Source organism: Pseudomonas sp. CIP-10 (assembly GCF_020911845.1).
GTDB classification, from domain to species: domain Bacteria; phylum Pseudomonadota; class Gammaproteobacteria; order Pseudomonadales; family Pseudomonadaceae; genus Aquipseudomonas; species Aquipseudomonas alloputida.
In genome coordinates, this window is the sequence record NZ_CP087160.1 from 41,067 (window position 1) to 56,443 (window position 15,377).

15 protein-coding genes are annotated in these 15,377 nt (G+C 54.9%); 9 read left to right on the top strand and 6 right to left on the bottom strand.

Annotated features, from left to right (window positions below):
• Positions 1-40: 40 nt before the first annotated feature.
• Complete coding sequence (locus LMH93_RS00205; RefSeq protein ID WP_003298414.1) at positions 41-1,738, bottom strand: phosphoethanolamine transferase; 1,698 nt, start codon at positions 1,736-1,738, stop codon at positions 41-43.
• Positions 1,739-2,228: 490 nt separating this feature from the next.
• Here LMH93_RS00205 and LMH93_RS00210 point away from each other — a divergent pair, with 490 nt between their 5' ends.
• From LMH93_RS00210 to LMH93_RS00220, 3 genes are all read left to right on the top strand, one after another.
• On the top strand, positions 2,229-2,567 hold the full coding sequence (locus tag LMH93_RS00210; protein WP_079732563.1) for a zinc ribbon domain-containing protein: 339 nt from the start codon (positions 2,229-2,231) through the stop codon (positions 2,565-2,567).
• A gap of 54 nt (positions 2,568-2,621) precedes the next feature.
• Entirely contained in the window at positions 2,622-3,527 is a 906-nt protein-coding gene (locus tag LMH93_RS00215; protein ID WP_010951438.1) for a cation diffusion facilitator family transporter, read from the top strand.
• A gap of 157 nt (positions 3,528-3,684) precedes the next feature.
• Positions 3,685-4,035: a DUF3147 family protein gene (locus LMH93_RS00220; protein WP_011953105.1), complete on the top strand. Its 351-nt coding sequence runs from the start codon at positions 3,685-3,687 to the stop codon at positions 4,033-4,035.
• 32 nt (positions 4,036-4,067) lie between these two features.
• Here the strand turns inward: LMH93_RS00220 and LMH93_RS00225 are convergent, their stop codons facing one another.
• On the bottom strand, positions 4,068-4,394 hold the full coding sequence (locus tag LMH93_RS00225; RefSeq protein ID WP_010951440.1) for a DUF2790 domain-containing protein: 327 nt from the start codon (positions 4,392-4,394) through the stop codon (positions 4,068-4,070).
• A 689-nt stretch (positions 4,395-5,083) separates the two neighbouring features.
• Between LMH93_RS00225 and LMH93_RS00230 the strand changes: the two genes are divergently transcribed.
• Entirely contained in the window at positions 5,084-5,758 is a 675-nt protein-coding gene (locus tag LMH93_RS00230) for a heavy metal response regulator transcription factor (protein ID WP_003253457.1), read from the top strand.
• Positions 5,755-7,173, top strand: coding sequence for a heavy metal sensor histidine kinase (locus LMH93_RS00235; RefSeq protein ID WP_010951441.1), 1,419 nt, complete (start codon positions 5,755-5,757; stop codon positions 7,171-7,173). Before LMH93_RS00230 ends, LMH93_RS00235 begins: the two co-directional genes overlap by 4 nt.
• A gap of 57 nt (positions 7,174-7,230) precedes the next feature.
• Here LMH93_RS00235 and LMH93_RS00240 read toward each other — a convergent pair whose 3' ends face one another.
• On the bottom strand, positions 7,231-7,818 hold the full coding sequence (locus LMH93_RS00240) for a hypothetical protein (RefSeq protein ID WP_010951442.1): 588 nt from the start codon (positions 7,816-7,818) through the stop codon (positions 7,231-7,233).
• Between the two features lie 266 nt (positions 7,819-8,084).
• Here LMH93_RS00240 and LMH93_RS00245 point away from each other — a divergent pair, with 266 nt between their 5' ends.
• On the top strand, positions 8,085-8,306 hold the full coding sequence (locus LMH93_RS00245; protein WP_010951443.1) for a hypothetical protein: 222 nt from the start codon (positions 8,085-8,087) through the stop codon (positions 8,304-8,306).
• Between the two features lie 82 nt (positions 8,307-8,388).
• On the opposite strand, the gene LMH93_RS00250 is transcribed toward LMH93_RS00245, so the two are convergent.
• The 3 genes from LMH93_RS00250 to LMH93_RS00260 are packed head-to-tail and all read right to left on the bottom strand — an operon-like array spanning position 8,389 to position 11,205.
• Positions 8,389-9,843, bottom strand: coding sequence for a phospholipid carrier-dependent glycosyltransferase (locus tag LMH93_RS00250; RefSeq protein ID WP_010951444.1), 1,455 nt, complete (start codon positions 9,841-9,843; stop codon positions 8,389-8,391).
• Positions 9,837-10,820, bottom strand: a complete 984-nt coding sequence (locus LMH93_RS00255) for a glycosyltransferase family 2 protein (RefSeq protein WP_010951445.1) — start codon at positions 10,818-10,820, stop codon at positions 9,837-9,839. The genes LMH93_RS00250 and LMH93_RS00255 overlap by 7 nt, the downstream gene beginning before the upstream one ends.
• Positions 10,786-11,205: a GtrA family protein gene (locus LMH93_RS00260; RefSeq protein ID WP_010951446.1), complete on the bottom strand. Its 420-nt coding sequence runs from the start codon at positions 11,203-11,205 to the stop codon at positions 10,786-10,788. Before LMH93_RS00260 ends, LMH93_RS00255 begins: the two co-directional genes overlap by 35 nt.
• 257 nt (positions 11,206-11,462) lie before the next feature.
• Between LMH93_RS00260 and LMH93_RS00265 the strand changes: the two genes are divergently transcribed.
• The 3 genes from LMH93_RS00265 to LMH93_RS00275 all read left to right on the top strand — a co-directional run bounded on the left by LMH93_RS00265 (position 11,463) and on the right by LMH93_RS00275 (position 15,273).
• Positions 11,463-12,431 (top strand): LysR family transcriptional regulator, encoded by a 969-nt coding sequence (locus tag LMH93_RS00265; RefSeq protein ID WP_010951447.1) that lies wholly within the window; start codon positions 11,463-11,465, stop codon positions 12,429-12,431.
• A gap of 210 nt (positions 12,432-12,641) precedes the next feature.
• Positions 12,642-13,949, top strand: a complete 1,308-nt coding sequence (locus LMH93_RS00270; RefSeq protein ID WP_009395904.1) for an OprO/OprP family phosphate-selective porin — start codon at positions 12,642-12,644, stop codon at positions 13,947-13,949.
• A 298-nt stretch (positions 13,950-14,247) separates the two neighbouring features.
• Positions 14,248-15,273 (top strand): hypothetical protein, encoded by a 1,026-nt coding sequence (locus LMH93_RS00275; RefSeq protein WP_011953109.1) that lies wholly within the window; start codon positions 14,248-14,250, stop codon positions 15,271-15,273.
• Positions 15,274-15,377: the final 104 nt, after the last annotated feature.

Below are 15,377 nucleotides of genomic sequence, written 5' to 3' on the forward strand. Positions count from 1 at the left end.
GCAGAACCGCCTGGCCGATGATCCGGTCCACATCGAACATTCAGAGGCCAGAATAAGAGCCTCCGACAAAGGGCTTACAAGGGGCAGTGAAATCCAGCGCTGAGCGATACGAAGACGTCTGGACGTTCATCATGCCGAGCACGGTGTGGAACAGGTTGTCGTGGCTCAGCGGTGACGTGGTTTGAGCTTTCAAACAACCCACGTTGACCTTTTCGCTCTTCGCGAGCGAGTCAGACATCCAAAGTACCAACGGCACCTTTGTTTGCTCGTCAGGAGCCATCGCGTAAGGCAGCCCGTGTAGATAGAGCCCACCCTCCCCCAGCGATTCGCCGTGGTCCGAAACGTACATCAGCGCAGTGTCGAACTTGGTGTTGGCCGCCAGGATATCGATGAGATTTGCAGTCACATAATCGGTGTAGAGGATTGAGTTGTCGTAGGCATTGACCACCTCCTCCTGCTTACATTTGTCGAGCTCGTTGGTCTCGCACACCGGTGCGAATTTCTTGAATTGCGAGGGGTAGCGCTTGTAGTAGGCCGGGCCGTGACTGCCTTTGTAGTGGAGCACCAGGACAGCATCGCCTTCCTGGCGCTTGATGAAGTCTTGCATCTCCGTGAGCAGCACCCCGTCCTTACACTCCTCGCTGGTGCACAGTTGGGAATCCGCGTGAGAGGCAGCCTTGTGGTTGGGAACCCTGTCGCAGACCCCTTTGCACCCCGAGTTGTTGTCAGTCCACATGACACTGATGCCAGCGCGTTGAAGCACGTCGAGCAGCCCTTCTCGGCTCTTGGCCAAGCCATCTTTGTACTGGGCCTTACCCACGTCCAGGAACATGCATGGCAGCGAGACCGCGGTAGCGGTACCGCAGGAGCTCACGTTCGTGAAGCTAATGACATTTCGCTTTTCTAGTTCCGGATTCGTTTCACGGGAGTAGCCGTTGAGGGAGAAGTTGGCGGAGCGAGCGGTCTCTCCTACTGCCAGTACCAGCAGCCTGGGTTTACGAGCCGCACCCTGTCGATTAACTACCGCATCAGTACCAATGGCCGTCAGCGTTTTAGGTGAGGCCAGCTGACGCTTCAGGTACCCATGGCCAGCCGCAAACAAGTTGGTAGGTACCAGAATCAGCCGGATCTCCCGATTGTTGCGCAGCAAGGAGGCATACGACTGGTACTGACTCAACGCGATGCCAGATAAGGTCAACAGAGCGAGCGACAGAGCAATGAACCTGCTGACCAAAGCTTTGGCCCAAGGCTTGCGCCGGAGGGGAACCCGGGCAATCAGGTAGACGGGCAACACCCCAACCATTGCGACCCAAAGACCGAGCTTCCAATTCAGCAGCTCGGTTGCCTCAGCGACGTCGGTCTCCACAACGTTGGTGAACATTGTGTAATCGATCACGATGCCGTAGGCATTCATGAAGTAACTCGCAAAAGACGCGCTGATCAGTACCAGGCACAGTATGGGTTTGGCCAGCCGCCCCCATGACAGCAAGCTCAGAACGGTAAACACCCATGCGAATACTATGACTGGGAGGCTAGCCGCTAGCTGCCAGTTCACTTCATCGGTTTTGAATACCAGCTTCCAGAGCACGTTCCAGAGCTCAGCGTTCGCGAATAGCAGTAACCAAAAAGTCACCAGGCCGATTAGCAAATTAGTACTGATGCCTTTCTGCCGCGCATTGCGAATAGCAAAGATCCATTTGCTTAACAGGGTGTGAACAATGGATTTGGAAGGTGTCATTATCAAACTCTGGAAGCTGCTTATCCATGGCGGTAGCTATGGAGTTAGCGGGAGCTACAAGGCAAACCGTCGACAGATGCTGAGCGATTGCGCAATGTGCGGAGCGTCAGAGGCCTTAGGCCCCTAGGCGTTGGGGACGCTTAGTATGTGTGAGGCATAGGGATAAAAAGAGAAATGAATCTCGCTGAGCGCATTATTTCCGGGACCTGATAACGACACGATGACCTCGGGATTACAATGCTGACAGAAATCCAATTACTGCTGTTTTGATTGTCATTGATCACGCTATGATCAAAATTAGGGGAATACTACCCACCAAAAGCAATGCTCCGCTCAGCTAGATAAATTTAATTTCACAAACAAAACGGTTTCGTTTTGTCGTAGGCTAATTTTGAACTTTCAATTCAACTTACAAGTCTTTCTCGCGAGCAGAACATAATTTTCAACTTTTGCTCGTTAATATGTCACCCATCAATGAGGGGCGAATACCATGAGCTTTTTCAAAAACATCCTGGGCGGGCACCATGGCCGTGGAAACCACGGTGGAGGCAAGCACCACAGCGGGGGACATGGGGCCGAGCAATATGATCGCCATGGCCGGCAGCAGGGCTGCGACGGCGGTAATCAGGTGTATGACGGCGGGCGCCCTCCCACTCCTGCCCCCATCAAAGATCTGCAGGGCTGCAGGCAGTGCCGGACGGCCAACGATCCGTCAGCACGCTTTTGTCTAAACTGCGGAACACCGCTATCGAGTGGTTGCACCGCCTGCGGCTCGCTGCTGAGTGCAGGAGCAAGATTTTGCAGTCAGTGTGGCCAAGCGACGCTCTAAGGCTAGGTAGACAGGAAGGCCAACGAGACCACAACCCTGCGCAAGGAGAAATACGTGGGTTCAAATCATGACCATGGCAGCGCTGCAGTACGCGAGGGGCATCAGAAGAAGCTAATCATGGCGCTCGGCTTGACTGGCAGCTTCATGATTGCAGAAGTGATCGGTGCGTGGATTACCGGCAGCCTGGCGCTGCTGTCGGACGCATCTCACATGTTCACAGATACTGCCGCCTTGGCGATCTCACTGATTGCACTTCAGATAGCCAAGCGGCCGGCGGATCAGAAAAGAACCTTCGGCTATGCGCGCCTGGAAATTCTGGCTTCGACGTTCAACGCCGTGCTGCTCTTCCTGGTGGCGATGTACATCTTGTATGAGGCCTACCAGCGCTTCTTCATGCCGGCGGAGATCGCTACCGGAGCGATGATGTGGATCGCAATCGCCGGCCTGATCATCAACCTAATTTCGATGCGCCTTCTGGCATCTGCGAGCAACGAAAGCCTCAACGTCAAAGGAGCCTACCTCGAAGTTTGGAGCGACATGCTCGGCTCGCTTGGCGTAATCATCGCGGCACTTATCATCCGCTTCACCGGCTGGACCTGGGTCGACACGATTGTCGCTGTGGCGATCGGCCTTTGGGTTCTGCCGCGGACGTGGCAGTTGCTTCGCGAAAGCCTGGGGATCCTCATGGAGGGTGTCCCGAGGGGGCTCGACGTTACGGCAATCGAGGCCACCATCCTCGGAGTAGATGGCGTGACGGACGTTCATGACTTGCACGTGTGGGCTGTCAGCAGTGGCAGTAACGTGATGACGTCGCACGTAGTGGTTCGGGATTCTGCAGATGGGGATGCTGTGTTGGCGGCCGTCGTGGATGCTGTCAGCGATGCATTCGAAATCCATCACTGCACCATCCAGATCGAGCGGGCAGCTTTCCACGAGAGCGTTCCCTCACCCTCGCACTGACCGATCGGTAAACACCATGCAAACACATCACCCTCCTGGCTGAGGGTGATGTTGCAAAAAAAATGCGGTGAGGGATGCCGTAAACGGCAGGAGCGCTTCAAGGGGGTTGGTGAATGGCTTCGCCTGCCCTCGTCAACAACCTCCAGAAGGCTCAGCGATGGCCTGGATCATCACGAAGTACCTACTCACTGCCGGTATAGTGATTCTCGTGTCAGAGCTGGCGAAACGCAGCGACAAGCTGGGCGGCTTGGTCGCCGCCCTACCCTTGGTCACGGTCGTGACGTTGGTCTGGCTCTATTTAGAGAACCAGAGCATGGAGAAGATCTCCAACCATGCTTGGTACACGTTCTGGTACGTGCTTCCGACCCTGCCGATGTTTATTGCTTTTCCATTGCTGCTACCTAAGCTCGGCTTTTGGCCGACACTGATCAGCAGCATCCTCATCACAATGGCCAGCTTCGGAGGCTTCGCCATACTGCTGCGCCGGTTCGGCATTGAGCTTCTATGATCCGGTGGCCGCAGGGATCATCTTGATGAGTCTTAACGGCTATTAACACACTCGCCCTTCACCAGGTAGCGAACCATGTGCAGTTCGCCTTTCGAGTCTTCGTAGGTCATCATGCTTCTTACATTACCGCAGTACCGCACATTGGGTGATACATACACCAACTTACCAACGTCCAGGTCCATGCCATAGGCGTAGTCTTCTAGTTGAGGCATGGGCTTTTTTACGCGTTGAGCATAATCCGCTGTAGCCTCTCTAGCAGTACGCTCGATGTGTTTATTGATCTCCATACCGCTTTGGGCATTGGCTGTTAGTGATGTAAAGAGCATAAACACGGCGATCGCTGATACAGTAGTGTTCATAAGAAGTCCCTTAATAAAAAAGCGCCCGTAGGGGGGCGCTAAAATTCACCTACCAAAGGAGCGTATGGTTTACAGGTGAATGCACTGGCGCGAACAACTGCTCGGTGCTCTTGCCAAGCTGCTTTGAAATGAGACAATTTCCAAAGCAGCGATGCCTCTTCCGCTGCCCTTAAACTAGCAAAGGAGGCTAACACCAAGATGATCGTGCAATTACAATTTGGACATGTAATAGATTGTAAGATAATTATTCGAGAGAATATCGAGCCGCCACGTGAACTAATTTGCAGAAAGGCGCTGCGGTTTGCGGCCGTGCATGGGGTCTGCCTGCGTGGCGCCCTCGATCCAAGGCCAGTACCAGTCCTTGCAAGCTAACGACCGAAATGCTGCCTGTCCTGGCCGATTCCACCTGCCAGGCGAATCTGTCATACACCGCCGCAGGCCCCAGAATCCGCTATGCTTAGGGGTGGAGCCTGCATGACTGTCAGAAATCTTGCGGCTACATTACAAATTTGTAGGATTTCGCCGCGGCCAGCTTCTTCGCGTTAAGATTCAAGCGTCCTCAGGTGACCCGGCGTATGGACAGAGGTAGCGACTACCACATGCCATACCCTCAGCCAAACTTTCGAACAGCCTGCAACCATAATCTTGGCGGATTAGGCCAACTCCTTCCTCACACCTTGAGATAAGTTATGCGCGTTCTAGTTGTGGAAGACGAAATTAAAACTGCCGAATATCTTCAGCAGGGCCTATCCGAAAGCGGGTATGTCGTAGATATCGTGCACAACGGTGTAGATGCTCTGCACTTGTTCAACACTAATGTCTATTCGTTGGTCCTCCTGGACGTGAACCTCCCGGGTATCGACGGCTGGGACCTGCTGGAAACCATCCGTAAGACCAGCCGGGTCCGCATCATCATGCTGACCGCCCGCGGACGCATCAATGACAAGCTCAAGGGCTTGGACGGCGGCGCGGATGACTACCTTGTGAAGCCATTCGAATTCCCTGAGCTGCTTGCTCGCATCCGTTCGCTGCAACGCCGTGGTGATGAGTTAGTCGAGAAGAGCTCGCTGAAAATTGCCGATCTGGAACTCGACTCCGTCCGCCATCGCGTCTTCCGCGGTGGCACACGCATCGATCTCACCACCAAGGAATTTGCGCTTCTGCACCTGCTCATGAGCCGAACGGGCGAAGCGCTGACTCGCTCTCAGATCATCTCGTTGGTCTGGGATATGAATTTCGATTGCGACACCAATGTCATCGATGTAGCCATCCGGCGCTTGCGCTCGAAGATCGATGACCCGTTTGAAACCAAGCTCATTCACACGCTTCGTGGCGTTGGGTACGTTTTTGAGGAACGCGCATGAGGCCATTCAGCCTGGCTGCAAAGCTGGGGTTAAAAGTTGGGTTGATGAGCGCAGCGTTGCTGCTTCTGTTCGCCACCTTTGGCTATCTGATGGTAGGCAAGGCTCTGGAAAGAAATGCCAGAGCAGACCTGGAAGTAAAGATGGCGGGGATGGCTCACAACCTGTCCACCATCCCGGACATCTCCGGCGTCAACGCGGATGCGCATCAGCTTGTCGATTTGGTCATGGGCCACAACAACCTGTATGTGAGCATATTCGATACCTCACAGAATCAGACTCCCCTGCTCTCGATTGGCTCGAAACAGGTCAATCTGGAGGTGCACAAGTTTCAGCCGGCGGCCCAGCCCAAAGAGCACGAATGGCGTGATACGCAGGACCGTCCTCTGCTGAGTGCTTCTCGAATCATGCGTTTGGGCGATGGAACAGAGGTCAGCGTCTATATGACCATGGACCAGTCATCCAGTGAGGCGCTGCTCGATGCGTTGCTGACCTGGGCCTTGATGATGTCCCCCGTCATCCTCGCACTGATCTTGGCCATTGGCTGGTGGACTGTGCGCAGAGGCCTGCTACCACTGACCAAGTTCCTCAAGATCGCCTCGAAAATCTCAACCGAGAGCCTCGACCATCGCCTTCCAACTGATGGGATGCCGGCAGAACTCAAAATGCTCGCCGACGGCATCAACATCATGCTGGCTCGCCTGGATGATGGGGTTCAGCAGCTCTCGCAGTTTTCTGACGACCTTGCTCACGAACTTCGAGCACCGCTTTCCAACCTGATGGGCAAGGCCCAGGTTGCCTTGACCAGAGAACGATCGCTTTCCGAGTACCGGGAGGTTCTGGAGTCGTGCACAGAAGAGCTGGACCGCATGAGCCGCATGGTTTCCGACATGCTGTTCTTGGCCCAGGTCAGTCATCCAGCATCAATGGTGGAGTTCGAATCCGTCTCCTTGGTCGACGAGGTTCAGCGAGTGTGCGATCTCTTCAGCATTTCAGCAGAAGAAGGCGAGATTCAGCTGCAGATCTCCGGCAGTGATGACGTGGTGCGCGGGAATCGCCTGATGGTTCAACGTGCCGTCTCGAATCTGGTCTCGAACGCGATCCGTTACTGCCCTCGCGGCCGCACGGTCTACGTTAAGGTGCAGCATAGTGCGAGCGGTACGACGTTGAGTGTCGGCAACCCCGGCCGTGGTATTGCCAAGGAACACCACGCGCACTTGTTTGAGCGGTTCTACCGTGTGGACAAGAGCCGAGCACGGAGCGAAGGCGGTACCGGTCTTGGCTTGGCCATTGTGCAGTCGATCATGAGTCTGCACCAGGGATCGGCGAGCGTGGAGGTGACCGAAGAAAACTTCACCTGGTTCCACCTTCACTTTCCGGAAGCCCAGCAAATGCAGCCGGCAATGACCGCCGCTTAAATTGCGCAGACACGATTAGGCCCGTCAATCGACGGGCCTTTTGTTTGCCTCAATGCATCAGTGCCGAAGGACCACAGGGTCCATGGGCGACCGCAGAATCACCGACTTAATAATCTTCTGTTCGTCAGGATTGGCGTTTTTCCACAGGTGTGAGAAGTACTGAGCATTCACTTTCTCTTGAGCACTTACGCTGCCGGCGGCATCGATCAGGCGCATGGTCGAGTAGACACAGATCAGCGCCAGAATGAAGAACGCCGTGGCGACCACCATCACATAACGCTTGGCCAGCACCGGTGCCCGCTTGAGCTCCTGGATAGAGGCGTCCGCCGCCTTTGTCGCTGCTGTAAGCTCCGAGATCAGTGGCTGGATGGCGGTGTCGACTCCGCGGCATGCAGCTGAATACGCTGATGCAGCAGCGCGCAAGGCAACCTCCTCCGCGTTCGACCAAGCCTTCTCCGCCTTTCGCACCTCCTCCTGAATCTGCCGGCCGACAGCGTCCACCTGCTCCACCAGTTCGTTCGACCTCTCCAAAACAGCGCTGGAGGTGCGCGTCTGCGAGGTCAGCTCATCGAGCTGGACAGTGAGTTTTTCAGTGCAGCGGCGAAAGTCACCGATAGCAACTGCCCAGGGCTCTATGTCATTCATGGCTATCTCCTAGGGCGGCCAACAACGCCGCGCTGAATTAACGCGCTAGATATCAAAATTGTAATTTAAGAGAAAATTCGAAGTCGCCCTCGACAGTGCCGAGATAGACATGATCCTTCCAGATTTGAAGATTTAACGCATCCTATCTGCAGCCAAAATTACGGAATTGTAATTATTGACTCACCTTGTCGTTAGCTTCGCGTTCCTAAACTACAAACCAACAAAGGCCGCTAATCAGGTTGGCCTAGTATGAGCCGAGGTTCACAATGAAATTTGTCAAATCTATCGCTATTGGCAGCCTGCTGCTGGGTCTCATGGGTACCGCTTACGCTGAAGGCGGCTTCGAGCGAACGAAACAGTTCAACGAGAACTTCCGAACCGAACAGGCTCGCCTATGGAGCGATGACTCTTCGGACCAGAACAAACAACAAGTCGCTCAAGAGCAAAAGAAAGAAAGCAAGGATGGTAAGGAACAAGCCGACAATTAATCGGCGGTTAAATAGGACTTCAAATGACGAAAGAAATCGACAAAAAAGCCAGGGTAAAACCTGGCTTTTTTGTGCTTGGAATTTAGCCTTCGTTCTTGCGAGGCGTTTCCGCATTGCTTTCTCCGGCCAGACCCTCGGCACCTTGTGCGGGGCGTTTCCAATGGCACAGCAGGAGCTGGCTGGCGTTCGCTTCGGTGATCGATGTGCAAGCTAGATCAGCGGGCAGACCATCCTTGCTGTCTCGCAAGCGCCTGGACAGATAGAACGAGCCATCCCGCGGCCACTTGGCAGGATCCTTGATGTTCTCGGACTTCCCGCTGCTGTAAAACTCCGACGAGTATGAGCGGCGGCCAGGATAGATCAGGGGAGCGGAATGAGCAGACTGCACATTGAGCCAGGCTTGAACCACATCCCGCTGATTCTGAGGGCGCTCCTCTAGTACCCCGGCGTAGATGATGCCCGCACCGATGATTGGCAACACCAATGCGCTCGCAGCGGCAGCCCAGGTGGTCTTCGGGCCAACTTCGCTGACCCGTGCAGACAGCAGCAATGCCCACGCTGGCAGCGCGGGTAGCAGGTAGGTCCACAGAATGTTGCCTGCAAATGTGAAGAAGACCGGTGTCGCCAAGGCCCACAGCCAGAGGTAGGCTTTGAAGCGCTGCATCGATCCACGCTTGCGGATCAACAGTGGTAGAAACAAGGCCCATGGCAGTAGCGACAATCCGAGCTGGATCCAGATGCTGCCGTACGGCTTGGCATGAGCACTACCATAGAGGTCCCCTGCCCAGTTACTGACGACGTAGCGGCTCCAGTGCTCACCAACGAAGAAGTACTCCATGAAGCCGGGCGTTTTCATCTCGGCCGCGACATACCATGGCACGGATATACCGAACATAAGTACAAGGCCGCTAATCCAGGGAAGCCTCAGTACCCGTCCCCATTCCTTGTAGATAACGAACCAGGCGAATGCCGGCGCCCCCATAAGCACCAGGGTCAGCGGCCCTTTGGCAAGCAAGCCCAGCCCGAGACCTGCGAACATCAGGTAGGCATCCGCCTTGCTGGCGCACTTCATCCAACGCCAGAAACCGTAGCTGGCCAGCAGAATCGAGAACGACAAAACAGGGTCAGTCAGCACAACACCGCTGGAGACCAGGCCAAGTGTGGTGCTGGAAAAAATAATGGCAGCCCAGATGCCGGCGTTACGAGAAATCTGCTGCGTGCCGAGTTTGATGATGATGAAACAGCTTGCCAGGTGGAGTAGCCACGCTGGGAAGCGCGCAGCGAACTCGTTAACGCCGAAGACCGTCATGCTCGCGGCCTGGGTCCAGAAGGACAACGGAGGCTTGCCCCAGAACGGTACCCCGTAGTCGAACATGGGCGTGATCCAGTCATTCAACTCGACCATCTTGCGAGCCATTTCAGCGTAACGGGCCTCAGATGTGTCCATCAGCGGGTAGATGCCCAGCCCCACCAAACGCAATAGCAAAATCGAACCCAGGACCCACCACAGCGTCCTCTCGTTCTTCAGGTTCAGCATTTCTTACCCTCGATCGAAGCCATCGAAGGGTGGAGTGACACGGGATCTGCCTTGTTGCTGTGCTTCAGGAAATAGAGAGGCCGGCGCTTCACTTCCGCGAGTGTCACGCCCAGGTACTCCCCCACCATGGCGACACCGACGCACATGAATGAAGCCATTCCGACGATCAGGTGATGGATGTCGAAACTGCCTGCCACAAGCGACGCAAGCATGTAGCAGATGCTGGAGACGAAAAGACCGAAACTGATGAGGCTGAAAATGCGCAGTGGTTTGCGAGAGAAGCTGACGATGCTCTCGATGGCCAGATTGAACAGGCCAGCTGCATTCCATTTGGTGCTCCCGGCATGGCGAACAGTGCGATTGTAGGGCAGTTCGATGGTACGAAAGCCTACCCAGCCGATCATGCCTTTGAGAATCCTGGAGCGTTCATCCAGGGCCCGCAGGGCTGCCAGCGGCGCAGGCCCAATCAATCGGAAATCGCTGACATCGGCCGGCATGTCCACCTTCTCCACCAGGCGCTGCATGACCCAGTAGTAAGCCCGGGCACTCATGCGCTTGAACCACGAATCACCGATTCTCAGGTTGCGCTGCATGTTCACCACGTCGTAGCCGCGTTGCCAGTAGTCCACCATGGCCGCGATGAGCTCTGGTGGATCCTGCAGGTCGACATCAATGAAGATCAGCGCACTGCCACGGGCATGGTCTATCCCGGCGCTCAGTGCAGCCTCTTTGCCGAAGTTGCGACTCAGGGACAGGCAACGTACAGATGACCCATCCTGATAGTGGCGAAGAATGTCGGCCGTCCGGTCATTACTGCCGTCGTCGACATAGAGGATTTCGCAGGAGACGGGTAAGCGCTTCACCACGCGGGTGATTCGCTGGTGGAACTCGGGGATGGTTTCCTCTTCCTGGAAGCAAGGGACCACGATGGTTAACAAGGGATCAGGGCGCTCGGGAAAGCGATGTAATGTCTGCATGATTGAATGTCCAAAAACGATGTGCAATGAATCCAAGTGCAGTGAGGCTTAAGGTCACTACGACTTGGGAGATGAGCGGTGACAGATTCGACTTGATGAGGAACCACATACCCACGCCATTGCCGAAGTTTGTGGTTAACGCGACCAGTGCAAACCTGACAGGCTGAAACTTACGAGAGCCATCTGCCACAAAACAGAGCGCCCTATTTCCAATGAAGCTCGCGATTGCGCCAACCATGCCGCCACAGATACTGGCCAGTAACGGAGTAACGAATTCTGTCGTAACCAGCAATAGGAACACCGCATAATGGACTCCCGTTGCTATGAAGCCGATCCCCAGATAACGAATCAGTAAGGTAGTAAGAGGTGGGGTTTGATTTTCCATGCCCAAAGCCTATGGAGGCAAAGGTGAAAAAATAGTGAACTAAATGTAAATGCGTAATTAGCCGAATCTATATATGGTAAGTAACAAGTCGGCGCACTAGGCTAGCACGCTACAATATCAGAGGGATTGCCTGAAAATTACGCTTTCGAAATAAAAGCCTTCCGATAACGCATGCATGACCCGTGGATTACAATGTTGACAAGATAAGGAAACACCGGGTGGCATTGAGATAGATTCCCCGAATTAAGGGGGACCTAATGGTTACACAAAATGAAACATATACAAGCACCGTTGTTCCTTACAGCCCTGACATATTGGATGATTTGCCAATTGATGATCAGCTGGCCGTAGAGTTTTTCGCAACAGCACGTTGTGCCAGTTTCAAACAGGCTGCCCGAGGGCTCAATGTGCCAGTGGTAGGCCTGCGGAAACGCTTGGAGAAACTGGAAGAGCACATTGGTGCTCCCGTGTTTGTCTACAAACACAACAAGCTTGCCCTGACCCGCACAGGCGAGAGGGTCAGCCATTACCTGTGCCAGCTCTTCGGCCCAGACGGCCTTGGCAAGTCCGGTGAAAAGGAAGTCCCCAGGCTTACCATCGCGATCACAGAGCCAGTGCTGAACGACATCGTAAACCGCGATCTAGTCGCCTACGTGCGTGATCATGCCGAAATGCAGCTGGAAATCCATTCAGAATGCACAACGCAGATGCTTTCTGAGTGTGAAGTCGATGTGGGTATCGCTTTGGTGAGCCCAGATGATAAAGGCGCGCTTGATCGCCATCCTACGTATAGGTTTGAACGGCTTGGCCGGATTGGGCACGCCCTGTTCATTTCCAGCCGCTATTCAAGAAGCGTCACCCTTCCAGTGGAGAGCTTGGATTTGCACAACTTCATGCTCGTTGTCCCTTGGGATGAAGAGATCTTGGCGGGCTCACGAAAGTGGGCATCGATAATGGCTGAGCATCAGGGCGGTACCACTCGGGTCAAGAGCTACAACCTATCACGAGGCCTTGTCGTTGGCGGTGCGTGTATTGGAGTGCTGCCCGACTACAGCCGAAAACTGGAGAGAAATATCCTACCCGTGCCGGGTTTCCTGGACGACCTGGAGGAGAAAGATGTCTATCTTGTTATCAAAACGAAGCTTGTCCGCAATCCGCAGGTTTTGGAAATTCGAAGATTGATCAAGAAGAGCTTCTTTGATAAGAAGGACTGGCTTGTTCGGTAACAGTTTTGTTAGGTTTGAAACTCCTCCGTTAACACTACAGAAACACAACTGTCATATTCGCTTGCAACCTAGTCAGAGTGCTTAGAACAAAGGCATCTTGTTACAGCAGGTGACAACCGTGGCCTGCTCCCATCTGCAAGATAAATTTAGGCCGGCGCAGGGCGAAATATAACGTCGGTAGCTAAGCACTTAACATACGAGAGGCAAGCAATGATCCGTTCTTCGAACATGCGGGAAAAGCTGTTGGCTGCCGCAATAATAGGCACATTTTCCTCGCAAGCATTCTCCGGAACAGTAACCACTGACGGAGCTGACATCGTTCTGAAGACCAAGGGCGGTCTTGAAGTATCGACTTCTGACAAGGAATTCAGTTTCAAACTGGGCGGCCGAGTTCAGGCCGACTACGGCCGTTTCGATGGTGTCTTCACCAAGAATGGCGATACCGCTGACGCAGGCTACTTCCGTCGCGCCTACCTTGAGCTCGGTGGCGTGCTGTACCGCGACTGGAAGTATCAGCTCAACTACGACCTTTCCCGCAACACGGGCAACGACTCCGACGGCTACTTCGACGAAGCCAGCCTGACCTACACGGGTTTCAAGCCGGTGCAACTGCGCTTTGGCCGTTTCTACACCGACTTCGGTCTTGAGAAAGCCACCAGTTCGAAGTGGACCACCGCCATGGAGCGGAACCTCTCGTACGACCTGGCGGACTGGATCAACGACAACGCCGGCATGGGTGTTCAAGCCACCAGCACCATCGCTGACATGGCTTATGTTTCCGGTAGCGTTTTCAGCGAAACCAATAACAACTCGGATGGCGACAGCACCAAGCGCTACAACGTACGTGGCGTGTTCGCACCGCTGCACAGTGATGGCAACGTCCTGCACGTCGGTGCTCAGTACGCTTACCGCGACCTCAAAAACAGTGCGGTCGATACCCGGATTCGTTCGCGTCTGGGCGTCCGCGGTGTAGATACCAATGGCGGCGGCGATGCCGGCACCAACGGCAACCGCATGCTGTTTGGCGGTGCTGCTGCACAAGATGGCCTGTGGAAGGACGACTCGGTCTGGGGTCTCGAAGGTGCCTGGGCCACCGGCCCGTTCTCGGTTCAAGCGGAATACCTTCGCCGCAAGCTGAAAGCTGACCAGGCCAACAACGACATGAAGGCCTCCGGTTACTACGCCCAGATGGCTTACACCCTGACCGGCGAGCCGCGTATCTACAAGCTCGATGGTGCCAAGTTCGACACTATCAAACCAGAGAACAAGGAACTGGGGGCCTGGGAAGTCTTCTACCGCTTTGACGATATCAAGGTCGAAGACGGCAACCTGGTCACCGCGGCGGACCAATCGAACGAGCGCAAGGCCAAGAGCCACACGGTGGGTGTGAACTGGTACGTCAACGAGGCGGTGAAAGTCAGTGCCAACTACATCAACGTGCGCACCGACAACAACGAGAACACCGTGGGCGACGACAGCGGCAATGCCATCGTGACCCGCCTGCAATACGTCTTCTGATCCCTCTCATCAGTCTGACGTGAGAAAGCCGGAAGCGCTCAACGTGCTTCCGGCTTTCCTGTTTCTGGAGGTGATCAAGCATGGAGCGCCCTCCTCCTACCTGCTTTCGCTTACCGATGACCGCTCTTGCCAAAGCTCGGCGAATCTGATGTGATTGCCGCGTCGGGCTTTGCATGGTGGCCGTGCAAGCAAATCAAACCTGACTCCTATTCATGATTGAACCTGATTCGACGTCCAGCTTCGCGTCTAACGGCCCTACAAGCGCAGCTACCCCAACGTCGCTCATTAGGGGATAGTCATGTCTGCAAAAAAGCTGCTTCAACCTCTCGCTGCTCAGCTGCACGCCTCGTTCTCGGCTTCTGGCCGCCCGTACTCTCATCTGCACCTCCACCAGCTGTTCCACGCGGCCATCGGCTCCGTTGCACCGCAAGTTGCCATCCAAGACAAGCTGCCAATTCAGGTCTGTCGTGACAACGAGACACGGCAGTACAACCTCTACGCGGCGGTCGAGCGGGCGAAAACGTGCTTAGGATTGACCGATCTTCAAGCAGTCGGTGTGGCTGAAGAAGTCATTGAGGTGCTACGAACTGCGGGAATCGGCGTGAACCAGGTTCGCCTGCTCCTTGACCCCTCCTTCAGCTCGAAGACTCGCAAAAAGGCCTTCAAGGCTCTCTGCAAGAACCTGGATCTGAACGAGCTAGGCGATCGCTTCGTCCCCAAGACTGCCACGTTGGCCATCGCTGCTGGTATTGCGCCGCCTCCCAAAATGTCGTGGAAGGATCGCTTCGCCCTGGCTGCAAATTCCCCCATGCGGGGGCCAAGCGAGCTCATCAGCATGGTCAACCGGGATGAGTGTTATCTGTGGGTATTCCCACCGACTGACCATCATGCGACGGCTCCAGCGACGCATGACCGTTTCTTTGGTGAAAAGACCCACCCGAGCGCAGAAATGGGCATGGGGTTCAGCATCATCGATTCCGGCTGGACCCGCCCCAAGTACCCGCTATCCAGGCAGTCACAAGAGACCTTCATCCAGTATTCGCTTTCTGCGCCGATGTGGTCCTGGCGCGCACAAAGTGACACCTGGCGCCTGGGAAACATCCTGCGTTCAAGAATCCTTGACGGGGCTCCTTGGCATAACGAGCCTCTGAGTGACGTGCTTCCGAGCGGCCTTAAATCCCTGCCCCGGATCTATGGGTGCGAAACCTGCCGAACGCTGTTCATTGAGAATCACAGCGACTACCCGGATGTACCCACTCAGTGCCAATGCGGTGAGGCGAGCAGCACGGGTGACCAAAACGAGTCATCTGCTCTCAATAGCTGATTTTCCTTACGGTGGCGGGCTGAGCCCCCCGTTAGGGATTGGCTATGGGAGCGGGATTCGCTCACCCCAAACCTGAAGGCGCCGCCACCTAACCGAGCGATATG